Below are 12,599 nucleotides of genomic sequence, written 5' to 3'. Positions count from 1 at the left end.
GGAAACAACACCGGGCGGGAAAGCACGACTCCCGCCCGGTGGGGTGCCCGTGCGCGAGGCACGGGCGGGACGGCTACTTCGCCGCCGCCTTGGTGGACTCGCTCAGGATGTTGATGCCCTGCGCGGTCGCCTTCACGTCGATGCCCGTGAAGCCGTTGTACGGGTAGTGGCCGTCCTCGATCTGCTCGATGAACTCCACGGAGTCACCGGTGAGGACCTTGCCGTCATCCAGCGTCACCGAGAAGGTGGAGCCGTCGGTGCGCAGGCGCCAGCCGCACGCGCCCACGTTTTCCGGAGCGGTGGGCTTCTCGCCGGTCTTGTTCCAGATGATGTCCAGCTCGAAGAAGTCCGCGTACGCCACCAGCCAGCGGATGAAGTCCCGCCAGTTGTTGAAGACGATCATCCGGTTGGCCGTGTTGGTGGACGAGCCCTGGAGCACGCCCTCGCGGTACACGTTCATCCGGTAGTTGGAGCCGCCCGGCGCGCCGCTGAACGTCGGGGTGATGAACGCGCTGTTCGCCTCACGACCCGGCGTCACGCGCAGGGTGCTGACCACCTGGTCGCCCGAGCGCGCGTCCAGCTGCAGCACGCCCGAGGTGCTGCCGAACTTGATCTCCGACGCCTGCGACCAGCTCGCCGCCCGGGCGAAGCTGCTGGCGACGCCGTCCGTCTTCGCGCTGCGCAGGCCCGTCACCGCCAGGCCCTTCTCCGTCGCCGACAGCTGCGCATTGCCCAGCGCGCAGCTGTTGATGCCATCGAAGCGCTGCGTGCACTTCGTCTCAGCACCGGCCTCCTGAGTGGCCACGTCACCGTCCGTCGTCGTGGGCTCCTCGCCCTGACAACCCGACATCACGCTCAGAAGCGCCGCCGCGAAAAAACGGCCCATCATCTTCAACCGCATGGATTTACCTACCTCTTGAATGGGGAGGATCTGCTCCGCCGAAGACCACTGCATCCGGTGCCGGCCCAGCCCGAATGCTTTCCTTCCGGCGGCGAGCCATCCCCTTGCACCCCGCAGGCCAAAGCCCGCCCGCATGTTTCACCTCCTCTGTATCAGCCAGGATTTGAGTCCCCGCGAGCTCCCCCTCTGTAGCGTGTGCCGTCACAGCCCGGAGTTGAATGTATCGCTTCATGCTACAGCGGGTTGACCGAGCGTGACATTGACACGTTCAGTGCGTGTTGTATGTGCTCGAAGCTGTCTGGGTATTGGCTGATTTCGATTCCAAGAATCATTGTCAAGATGGCGAAAACCGCGAATTTGGACAGGTTGCGCCATCTGGCTTAGTGCGCCCTCCCTGTCAGGTCAGTTCTACGAGCGAAGGAGGAAGAACGCCGCTTTTACGCTGAGACTGGAAGGTGCCCCCTGGGTCGAGGCCGCCTGGACAGGAATAATGCGGAACCGGTATAAAACTGTCTGTCAGACTGGAGACACTGGTGATTCCGCCAACCTCATACAGGTCCTGACGCTCTGAGAAGGGGGCATTCCCATGGCTCGTTCGTCGTTGTCCCGCGGTGTCCGTCTGCTCAATCGCGGCCTTTTCTCGTCTGTTCTCGCGGTATCCCTCTCGGCATGTGAGCCAGCGGGACAGGCCGAGCCTCTCAAGCCCACTCCCGCGGAGACGGAAGAGGTGGGTGTCGACGCGCAGGCGCTGCTGGACCGCGTGGCGGCGTCCTCCTTGCGACCGCTGTCGTATGAGCCGGTGCCGCAGGTGGTGGGCAGCCGCATCATCAACAAGGCCGCGGCCATCCGTCTGGGCAAGGTCTTCTTCTGGGATATCCAGACGAGCGGCGACGGCCAGACGGCGTGCGCGAGCTGTCACTTCGCGGGCGGCGCGGACGACCGCCGCGTCAACACCGTGCACCCGGGCTTCGACAACGTCTTCGACAGCATCTCCGGCCCCGGTGAGACGTTCGCCCTGGCCAAGATTACGAGCGACGACCGCATCGGCTCGCAGGGCCCGCTGCGCGCGTTGTTCCTGGAGTTGGACCCGGACCCCACCGTCGCGGCGGACTCCTGTCTGGTGCTGCCCGCGGCTCCGTTCAACGAGCACCGGCTGGTGGGCCCGCGCCACAGCCCGTCCGTCCTGGGTTCCGGCTTCTACCGCAACCAGTTCTGGGGCGGCGAGGCCAACCACTTCTTCAACGGTGTGAACATCTGGGGCTTCACCGACAACAACACCCAGGGCTTCCTGGTGCGCATGGAGAACGCGTCGCTCGCGTCCCAGGCCACCGGCCCCGTGACGAACTTCTCCGAGCAGTCGTGCTCCGGTCGCCAGCTGCTCGGCCCCGAGAGCCTGGGCGCCAAGCTGGCCGTGCGCCAGCCGATGCAGCACCAGCGCGTCTCCACCACGGACAGCGTGCTGGGGCAGCTGGCCAACCCCAACGGCCCGGGTCTCCTCTGCAACGGCGCGCCGTGCACGTATGACCGGCTCATCCGCGACGCCTTCGGTGACGCGCTGGCCAACATCTCCGTCAACGTCTTCTCGCTCATCTGGGGCGAGGCGCTCCAGGCCTACCAGGCCACGCTCATCCCGGACCAGACGCCCTTCGACAGCTTCCTGCAGGGCAACCTGGGTGCGCTGACGAACAAGCAGCTCAAGGGCCTCAACGTGTTCGTGGGCAAGGGCGAGTGCGTCAACTGCCACACCGGCGCCATGCTGTCCGACGCGACCATGAGCTGGTACGAAATCGCCGGCCCGCTCAACCGGGACGGTGGCGACACGGGCTTCCACAACATCGGCGTGCGCCCCACCGACGACGACCTGGCGCGCGGCGACCTGGGCATCTTCGGCGGCGTGCCCAACTCCATCAGCCTCTCCCCGTTCGACATGGGCGCGTTCAAGACGCCCACCCTGCGCAACGTGGGCCTGACGGCGCCGTACTTCCACAACGGCGGCTACCCCACGCTCGACGACGTGGTGGACTTCTACGCGCGCGGTGGTGACTTCAACAACCCGGAGAAGTCGCTCGACATCAAGGAGCGCGTCTTCAGCGCGAGCGACCGCTCCGCGCTGGTGGACTTCCTCTCCAACGCGCTCACCGACTGCCGCGTCTACACGTACCGCGCGCCGTTCGACCACCCGGAGCTGCCGTTCCCCAACCGCGAGACGCTGCCCGCCACGGGCCGCGGCGGCCGGGGCGTCTGCCGCTAGTCGCACGCTCGTGCTGAATCAGAGCCACCCGTGGGGCACATCAAGCCCCCGGGTGGCTTTTCCCTTTGCGCGGGATGTCAGGGCTCGCGCGAGAATGGACGGAAGTCTCGGCTCCCGGGGCTCGCTTGATGCTCTGGGGGCCCCGTGGAAGAGTTCCTGACCTTGGTGTCAGGTCTGAACAACAGGTTTCTCCCAGGAGTTGTCGCATGAGTGAGGAAGCCGTGCCCATCGATCCGCATGAGACGCTGTACCTGCCCATGCGGCGCCGCTTCATGAGTGAGTACGTCCAGACGCCCGAGGGCACGAACGAGCTGCGCATCTATTACGGGCTCAAGGAGATCTCCATCGAGGAGGCGGACCTGCACTCCTTCGGTGAGAACCTGCTCAAGCAGGACCAGTTCATGGCGGCGATGGCCACGCGCTGGAGCAACGGCGAGCCGTATCCCTGGGAGCGCATCAAGGAGCTGCTCGAGCAGCTGCTCGCGGAGAACATCCTGACGCGCGAGGCGCCGAAGCTGTCGCCCGAGACGGACTACCACAAGATGGTGATGGCGTCGGAGGCCCGGAGGCCCGCGCCCACGGAGCCCATGTGGTGGAACCCCGACACGGAAGGGGTGCTGCAGCAGCTGGTGGGCCGGCCCATGGAGTTCGCCTTCCTGGAGGCGATGCTGCCCGTGCACCGCGCGGCGCACGCGGCGCTGGATGCCGAGGGGCGGCACATCGGCGAGAACAACGTCTTCCCGGACTCCATGCGCATGCGGATGGAGACGGAGTGGCGCATGTGCCCGTACCCGGGCAGCCGCTTCAAGGACGACGCGCTGATGAACGTGACGGCGCTGAAGTCCATGTCCAAGCACTGGAAGCCCACGCTCCAGGCGATGCTCATCCTGCGCGACGCGTTCCTGAAGCGCTATCCGCTGCTGCCGGACGGCCAGTGGCGCATCGGTGATTTGCACGCGTTCAGCTGCGCGGTGCTGGCGCTGCCGTCGTCGATGCTGCTGCGCGCCAAGGACCCCATCCCCAACGGGACGTTGGACCCGGTGCTGTCCTCGGTGTTCCGCGTCACCGACGGCGTGCGCATGGTGAGCATCTACCTGATGTTCCTGCCCGAGCAGCCCATGCCGTACGAGACGCCCATCAGCCCGGCGTCGCTGCTGCACCTGACGGAGCGCGACAACCACTTCCTGTCCACGCGTGGCGTCTGCGCGGGCCCGCCGCACATGGTCGACGAGTTCTTCGAGACGATGCTGGATGGCAAGCCCATGGCGGGCGAGCCGCTGCCGGAGCCGTCGTGGCTGGCGGAGATTCCCACCGCCATCGACTACGGCCTGCGCGGCCTGCAGCTCTACTCGCTCCAGTTCACCCTGTGGGCCCACATGTGCGCCACCTACGAGCGCATCCGTGACGCGGTGTTGCAGGCCGAAGGGCCCGAGGACAGCGGCTGGGGACGGCTGCGGCAGCGCATCGAGAAGGACTGGAAGGTCATCCTTCCTACCCGGCAGAACACGCTGGTGCAGCGTGAGTGGGCCAAGGCCCGCTATGTGGAGATGTATGACCGCGCCCAGCGCGGCCTGCGTGGCTTCACCGAGGACGCGCTCCAGAACATCAGCGACGTCTTCTCCCCGCCGAAGGACGCGATGCACGCCCAGACGGCGGAGGCGCTGCGCACGCTGTTCCGCGAGCGCGCGCCGGTGCCGGAGGGCTCGCGCCCCGAGCTCATCGACGCCGTGGCGGACGCGCTGGCCGACTACCTCACCATCGAGCGCTCCGCGGTGGGCACGTTGGAGAACGTCCAGCGCGAGGTGAATGCGCTGCTCCAGCGACAGCACCCGGACCGGCACTTCACCAACATGGACCTCTCCATCCACCACCGGTTGCGCTTCGCCACGATTGGCGTGCTGCCCTACCTGTTGGATGTCTTTCGCGAGGAGCTGGGGGTGGGCCTCGAAAGCAATGTGGCGGCCGTCAAAATCACGTCTGTAACGCCCCGCGCCGCCGCCGCCTGAAATGACGCAACGTTTCACTCCCGGACCTGGGAACATTCATTCATGTTTCAGGTCCGGGTAGCTTGACTGACTTGTTTCACCGACTTATATCGGTGAGCGCCGATGCGTCGGTTGTCGTGACTGTCGCGTTAGGTGTCGCTGTCCCGAAAACCAGGAGCGAGCACATGCAGATCAAGACCAAGGTTCGTGGCGGTCCCCGTGGTTGCGGTGGCGCCGTCGTCAAGGCCGTCTGAGTCGTGCCCGTAGTCTGAAGTCGGAACCTCTGACCAGGAGCAAGCACATGCAGATCAAGACCAAGGTTCGTGGCGGTCCCCGTGGCTGCGGCGGCGGCGTCATCGCCGTCTGAGCAGTCTCGTAGCTGAAAAATCCAAACACCTCACCAGGAGCAAGCACATGAAGATCAAGACCAAGGTTCGTGGTGGTCCTCGCGGATGTGGCCCCGGTGGTGTCAGCTACGAAGTGCTGGAGTAGTTCCTCCCCGACTCATCAACACGACTCACACCCGGAGCAAACACATGAAGATCAAGACCAAGGTTCGTGGCGGTCCTCGCGGTTGCGGTCCCGGTGGCATCAGCATCGACTACGCCGAGCTGTGATTCACGGTTGATTGCTTGTCCTTCGGTCGTCAGTGGGCGGAGCTTCCGCCTGCTGGCGACCGTTGTCGTTTCCGACGGTGGAGCGCGCCGCGGCGGCAGCGCCCGCCCGGGGACCCGAGGGCCCCACGGGCGAAGCCCCCCGTCAGGGGTGGGCGATGACGATGAGCGTGGGCGCCCGCGCGTTGACGCAGTTCATCACCTTGCGCATCGTCACCGGGTCCAACGCGCCGAACGCCTCGTCGAGCACGACGACCTGGACGCGCTGAAGCAGGGCGCGCGCGACGAAGATGCGGCTCTGCTCCCCGTGTGAGAGCTGCCAGCCGCGCTCGCCCACCATCTGCAGGATTCCGGCGGGCATCCGCTGCAGCAGCTCGCCCAAGCCCAGCTCCTCGCACAGCTCCCGCGCCAGCTTCACGTCGTCCTGCGTGTGGGGCCAGGAGCGGCCCAGGAGCAGGTTCATGGCCAGCGTGCCGGAGACCACGTGGTTCTCGTGGAACTGGGGCGCGCCCGCGATTTGCGCGCCCCAGCCGTCCGACGTCCACGTGGACATGTCCAGGCCGCGCAGCAGCACCACGCCGGAGCCCTGGCGCCGCAGGCCCGTGAGGATGGAGGCGAGCGTGGACTTGCCGGAGCCGGAGGGCCCTTCCAGCAGCACGCGCTCTCCGGGGCGGATGGACAGCGAGGCCCCTTCCAGCACCGCGCGCGGCGAGGTCGGGTGCTTGAAGTACACGTCGCGCACCTCGAGCAGGGCCTGGCTCTTCGGCGGGGCCTCGGTGGAGGCAATCGGCGCCACCTGGGGCACGCCTTCCTCGCCGTCCTTCGTCGAGCCCACGGCGCCAGAGAGCCGGGCCGCGTCCAGCATGGGGCGCACGCCGGCGAACAGCACGCGCGAGCCGATGAGCGCCAGCGAGCCCATGGCCATGGACATCACCGCGCGGCCGCCCAGCAGCGCGGCGCCCACGCCCACCGCGATGCTCGCCGTGGAGGCCCCGGCCAGCACGTTCGGCAGCGTGGCGATGATGGCCACCGGCAACACGCCCCTGCGCGCGAGCGTGACGATGCGCGCGGTGCCCGCATCCCAGGCCTCGGAGGCGTCCGAGTAGCGCGCCACCTCCTGGTCCTCCTCCTCGTGCCAGCGCGCCGGCTGCTCCTGCGCCAGACGGGTGCGGTGGCCGAGCATCCGCTCGATGAGCGCGTGCGTCATCACCACGCGCGCCTCCGTCCAGCCCCGGAACAGCGCCGTCTGCCGGGCGATGAGCACGCCCAGGAGCGCGCAGAAGGCCAGCAGCGCCACCAGCCCCAGCCAGCCCGCCGGGCCCGACAGCGTCACGCTGGCCGCCAGCGTCAGGTCCACCACCGCGAGGATGCTGGTGAAGCTGCCGGCCAGCACCATCTGCTCCATGCCGGCGCTCTCGAAGGTCCTCCCCACGTACTCGCCGATGCCGCCTCGGCGCGCCTCGTCCACCGGCAGCGAGAGCGCTCCGGCCAGCAGCCGCCTGCGCAGCAGCGCGGACAGGTCCAGCGCCAGGGTGCCCTGCGTCCACGCCAGCGCGGCTTGCAGCGGCACCGCCGTCAGGCCCATCAGCGCCCAGGCCCACAGCCAGCCCTGGTCCAGCTGCCCCTCGAAGGCGCCCTGGCCAATCAGCCACCAGCTCGCGAGCACGCAGACCTGGATGAGCACCGCCAGCACCAGCAGGAGCATCACCCGGGGCGGGGCCGACAGCGCCTTCAGGTGGTGGAGGAGCCGCGCGCCGGGCGGCAGGCGCAACGTGCGCGCGGCGACCAGGTGCGTGTTGGCCAGCTGCGCGCCCAGCAGCGCGCGGCGGGCGAGCGTCCGGTGCGGCTCGCGCAGCCCTGTCCCCGCGAGCACCTTGTCCACGGTGTTCACCTGCGTGCCCTCGACGAGCGCCTGCACGGCGGCGGCCAGCTCGCTCACGGGCACCTCGCGGACCGTCTCGTCGGGCGCGAGCACGCGCGCCGTCTCGCCGGAGGCGGACACGCGCAGGAGCGCGACGACGTGGATGCCCTCTTCGGTGACGACGTCCAGCAGCGCGGGGGAGGCGCCCTGGATGGCCTTCTCCACCTCGCCGTGGCGCGTGTAGTGCAGGTCCAGCTCCAGCCCCTGGGCCTGGGCCGCCGCGTCCAGCCACTCGCCCAGCCGGTTCGGGTCCTCCGGCGCCGCGCCCATCAACCGCACCGAGGCGCGAGGCAGCGGCAGGCCCACCCGGCGCGCCAGGGCCTCCAGCGCGTCGGCGCCACGCTTCATCGGCCAGGCCACGCCCGTCAGCGGCCCGGCCTTCCGTTCGGTCATCCCCTTCACCACGCCGCTCACGCCGCCCCCTTGCGCGACGCCTTCGCGTCCTCGGTGGGCTCTTCGTTGAGCAGCCCGTGGTCCAGCACCATCCGCCGCCAGCCGCCATGGCTGGTCAGGTCCCGGCGCATCTGCTCCTCCTCGTCGAGCAGCGCGCGGTACACGGAGTCCTCGCGCTGGGCGAGCCGCTTCGGGTGGTCGTCCTCCACGAGCTGCCCGCCCTTGATGACGAGCACCCGGTCGAACGTCAGCGTCTCCGCGATGTCATGCATGATGCACAAGAGCGTGGCGCCGGACAGCTCCGCGCGGGAGCGCTCCAGCAGCGCCGCGCGACGGTCCCGCTCCAGGCCCCGGAACGGCTCGTCGAAGATGGCCAGCCGCACCCCGGGACGCAAAAGCGCCCGGCCCAGGCGCACCCGCTGCCCCTGGCCTCCGGACAGCAGGCTGCCGCCCTCGCCCAGCTTCGTCTGCAGGCCGTGGGGGAGCTTGTCGAGGAACTCGATGAGGTCCGCGGAGCGCAGGGCCTGTCCCACGCGGGGCAGCACATCCGCCGTCTCCACGCCGTACGCCAGGTTGTCCACCAGCGACTTGTTCCACAGCGTGACTTCGGGCTCCACCCAGGCCGTCTGCCGCCGCAGCCGCGCCAGCACCTGGCCCTCCAGGGGCGCCCCGTCCACCTCCACCCGCCCCGATGACGGCCGGTGCCAGCCCAGGAGGATGCCCACCAGCGACGACTTGCCGGCGCCCGAGGGGCCGACGATGGCCACGTGCTCCCCGGGCTTCACCGTCATGTCGATTCCCTGCAGCACCGTGAAGCCCGCGGCCTTGACCTCCACCTGCTGGAGCTTGAAGCCCACGCCCCCCGTCGCGGCCCGGGCGTCCACGTCCGCGGCCGTCTCCAGCCCCGCGCCCACCTCGTCGGGCGTCAGCAAGGGCTCCATGAGGCGCGCGGTGAGCGACGACGCGGCGGGGTACTGGCGCAGCGCGTCCGCGAGCTGCTTGCCCAGGGTGGCCACGGCGAGCGCCCAGTAGACGAGCAGCAGCACCGCGCCGGGCTGGATGCCCTGGGACACGGCGTGCAGGACGATGGCCACCGAGCCGCCCGTGGCGACCATGGTGGCGATGGTGTCGGTGAGGATGCCCCGGCCGAGCAGCGTGCGCGCGGCGCGGACGAACTCGTGCAGCGGCTCCTCATGTGCCCGGCGCAGCGTCAGCTCCGCGCGGTGGGCCCTCAGGGCCACCGCCCCGCGCATGGCGTCCAGATAGAAGCGCGACAGCACGCCGTCGAAGTCGCGCATCCGCCGGTCCGCTTCCAGCAGCGAGCGCTGGGCAATCAGCGGGACGGCGAGCGCCAGCCCTCCGCCGATGATGATGAGCGGGGCGCTGCCGGGGGCCAGCCACGTCAGGCCGGCCAGGGTGACGAGCAGCTCCGAGGTGGCACGCAGCACGCCCACGGCCATGGTCGGCACGCTGCGCACCTGGTGGATGCCGTGGCAGCGCTGCGCCATGTCGGAGACCAGCCGGCTCTTGAAGTAGCGGTCTCCCAGGCGGGGAATCTTGTCGAGGAACGCCAGCCGCAGGCGCAGCTCCAGCCGCCGGCCCAGCCGCAGCGTCCCCAGCGACAGGGGCAGCTCCAGGAAGAAGAGCATCCCCATCAGCATCAGCAGCGTCACGATGCCCGCCAGCCGCTGCTCCTGGGTGGTGAGGTAGCGCCCCGCGTCGATGATGCCGCGCAGGAGGAGCGCCTCCAGGAACCCGCCCACGGCGGCCGTCAGGGCGATGGCCGCGAGCACGGAGGGCGCCAGCACGCCGTCCTTGCGCATCAGCGCCACCAGCTCCCGCAGCGGCCGGGTGGGGGGCTCGCTCAGGGCCGCCTGGAGCTCCGCGGACAGGGGCGGCTCGTCCTCGGCGCGCTCCGTCTTCTTGCCCCGGGCCAGGATTCCCACCACGCCGCGCAGGGTGACCTCCTCCGCGTCGGCGGGCCCCAGCGCCGTCCAGTAGGAGTTGGGGATGACCGTCTCCGCGCGCCCCTCCTCGAGCGCGACGCGCACCTCGCGCAGCAGCTGCTCCAGGAAGCGGGCGGAGGCCTCGCCCCGCTGGACACCGCCTCCCTCCACCAGCGTCTGCACCATCCGCGTCGCCGCGTCCAGGCAGGCCACGCCCTTCCACGTCGCGTCCGCCAGGGCCTCCGCGAGCAGCCGCTCCGCGAGCGCCTTGTCGGAGAGCGCCTCCAGCCGCAGGCGCATGCCCGCGAGGAACTCGTCCGTGCCAGCCCACTCCCGGAAGCCCTCGGCCGGGACGGGCAGGGCGTGGACGTAGAGCCGGTCCATCAGCTCGTCCACGGACACCCAGCGCCGTCCCAGCGCGGGGTCCATGATCTGCACCAGGTTGCCCCACCGCCGCCAGATGACGATGAAGTGCAGGTTGCTGTCCGCCAGGCGCACCACCGCGAGCGCGGGCAGGGCCTTCGTCTCCGGCATCAGCACCTGGTCCCGGGGGAGGACGACCTGCGTCGCGTCCAGGCCCAGCTTGCCGGCCAGCTCCTCCAGCACGTCGATGGACGTCCCGTCGATGTCCGTCTGGCAGGCCTCGCGCAGACGGCCGTAGCTGACCGACATGCCGAAGCCGTCGAACAGCGCCTTGAGGGCCGCCGGACCGCAGTCCATGGCGGAGGTCTGGATGACCTCGGGGATGAGCAGCTTGCGTGTGCTCGCCATGGCTTCAGCCCCCACCCCTCGACATCTCCAGCTCCCGGGGCGAGCGCGGCGGCAGCGGGCGCGAACGCGCGGGCGCCTCCAGGCCTCGACCCAGCGCCCGCAGCACCAGCCGCAGCGGCGTGGCCTCCTCCACGGCGACGTCCACCGTGCCCGGCAGCCCATGCTCCAGGGGGATTCCCACCGGCATCTCGTCCACGGACAGCTCCACGCGCACCATCCCGTCCCGGGCCTCGCTCGCCACCGCCACCACCGTGGCCTGCACCATGCCGAACTCCGTCCAGGAGAAGCCCTCCAGCTTCATCCGCGCGCGCTGACCGGCGCGCACCCGGCCCAGCGCCGTGGCGGGGGACAGCTGCGCGACGACGCGCACGTCCCCGCCCGCGACGACGGTGGCGATGCGGTCCCCGGCCCTCACCTGCGTGCCCACGCGCACCGAGCTGGTCTCCCCGAGGATGCCGTCCGCGGGCGCCTTCACCACCCGGCGCTCCAGCTCATCGCGCAGCCGCTCCACGGAGGCGCGCGCCACGTTCTCCCCCGACTCCAGCTCGGCGATCTGCCGCCGCAGCGCCGCGACGCGGATGCGCCGCTCGGTGGTCTGCATGGTGCCGTCCATCTTCACGCGCGTCAGCCCCGCCCGCGTGGCCTGCTCCACCGCCTGCGCCCGCTCCAGCTCCGTGCGCACCCGGCTCCACTCCGACTCGCTCACCAGCTGCCGCGAGAAGAGCTGCTCGGTGCTCGTCTTCTCCTCCTGGGCCCGCCGCGCCAGCGCCTCCGCCTCCGCGAGCCGGGCGCGCGCCTCGTCCACGCCCGCCGCGCCGCGCTCCTGCTGGGCCTGCAGCGCGCTCTGCTCGGCGTCCAGCTCCGCGCGCGCCGCCACCAGCTGCGGCCCCACGCCCTGGAGCAGGGCCTCGGCTTCCGCGAGCAGGCGCGCCTCCTGCTCATGCGCCAGCTCGAAGAGCACCTCGCCCGCGCGGACCTGCCGGTGCAGCTCCACCCGCGTCTTCACCAGCCGCCCGTCCACGGGAGCGTCGACGGCGTAGACCTCCCGGTGCACCTCCAGCCGCGCCTGCACGCTGGGCTCGTAGACCGTGATGCGCGCCCGGACGAACCAGCCGCCCCAGACGGCGAACAACCCCACCGGCAACAACCAGAGCGCCGAGCGCCCTCGTCCCCGCACCAGCGCGCGCATGGTGCGCGGGAACATTCCTTCACCAACTCGCATGGACGAAGCCTACCTCATCACCGTTGACCGACCGACTCCCCGAAGGACTCCGGAGCATCGACCGGAGCCTGGCCCCCATCATCGCCCGGCGGGCTGACGCCGAGGCCCCCTCGCCGTTGAGGGCCACCGCGAACCCGGGACTCGAGCCGCGACGTCTTGCTCCTGGTGAGTGATTCAGTTTCTCCACGCCGCGAATGGACAGCCCACGCGGACCTGGAGCCGTCGGTGTGGCCACGCGCCCCGCCAGCCGGTCAAGGGTTGTCCGGGCGATTCCGATTCCGTGGAGCGGGCAATCCTGTGCGTGAAAACATGTTTTAAAGGTCTTGCGACGCGCGGCGTGATGCGGTCTCCACGTAGGCGGAACCGTGAGGCGCCCCGCGTGTGTCTCACGCCGCGACACGCGCCCCGGGCTCCACGAGAACACCCGACCTGGGGGATTTCAGGACCCTGGGTCATTCTCGTGTTTCGATAATTTAGTCGAAATCTACAAGTATGCGGATCTAAAGGGAATGACGGGTTTTTCTGTCGAAGGCTTGACTCCCAATTTTCATCGATTTTTAATGATTCTACTCCAGGTGTGTATGGGGTCGCTCCC

The 12,599-nt window shown here is 69.5% G+C and carries 6 protein-coding genes; 2 read left to right on the top strand and 4 right to left on the bottom strand.

Features of this window, described 5'->3' with window-relative positions; all coding sequences use genetic code 11:
• Positions 1–73: 73 nt before the first annotated feature.
• The gene (locus tag ACN469_RS16030; RefSeq protein ID WP_498768806.1) at positions 74–901 is read right to left on the bottom strand and encodes a hypothetical protein; all 828 of its coding nucleotides are present in this window, start codon (positions 899–901) and stop codon (positions 74–76) included.
• 727 nt (positions 902–1,628) lie between these two features.
• Here ACN469_RS16030 and ACN469_RS16025 point away from each other — a divergent pair.
• Together ACN469_RS16025 and ACN469_RS16020 are read left to right on the top strand one after the other, a co-directional pair.
• Positions 1,629–3,152, top strand: coding sequence for a cytochrome-c peroxidase (locus tag ACN469_RS16025; RefSeq protein ID WP_498768805.1), 1,524 nt, complete (start codon positions 1,629–1,631; stop codon positions 3,150–3,152).
• Between the two features lie 206 nt (positions 3,153–3,358).
• On the top strand, positions 3,359–5,158 hold the full coding sequence (locus tag ACN469_RS16020; protein WP_498768803.1) for a hypothetical protein: 1,800 nt from the start codon (positions 3,359–3,361) through the stop codon (positions 5,156–5,158).
• A 738-nt stretch (positions 5,159–5,896) separates the two neighbouring features.
• Here the strand turns inward: ACN469_RS16020 and ACN469_RS16015 are convergent.
• Genes ACN469_RS16015 through ACN469_RS16005 form a run of 3 tightly spaced genes read right to left on the bottom strand, consistent with a single transcriptional unit; the run spans position 5,897 to position 11,986 of the window.
• Positions 5,897–8,065 (bottom strand): ATP-binding cassette domain-containing protein, encoded by a 2,169-nt coding sequence (locus ACN469_RS16015; RefSeq protein ID WP_498768801.1) that lies wholly within the window; start codon positions 8,063–8,065, stop codon positions 5,897–5,899.
• A gap of 17 nt (positions 8,066–8,082) precedes the next feature.
• Positions 8,083–10,782 carry an ATP-binding cassette domain-containing protein gene (locus ACN469_RS16010; RefSeq protein ID WP_498768799.1) on the bottom strand — a complete coding sequence of 900 codons (2,700 nt, stop codon included), beginning with the start codon at positions 10,780–10,782 and terminating at the stop codon, positions 8,083–8,085.
• 4 nt (positions 10,783–10,786) lie between these two features.
• On the bottom strand, positions 10,787–11,986 hold the full coding sequence (locus ACN469_RS16005; protein WP_498768797.1) for an HlyD family secretion protein: 1,200 nt from the start codon (positions 11,984–11,986) through the stop codon (positions 10,787–10,789).
• Positions 11,987–12,599: the final 613 nt, after the last annotated feature.

It is taken from the genome of Corallococcus terminator (assembly GCF_049194865.1).
Classification (GTDB): Bacteria; Myxococcota; Myxococcia; order Myxococcales; family Myxococcaceae; genus Myxococcus; species Myxococcus terminator_A.
The sequence above is the reverse complement of the archived record's forward strand: the minus strand, read 5'-3'. Positions and strand labels throughout refer to the sequence as shown.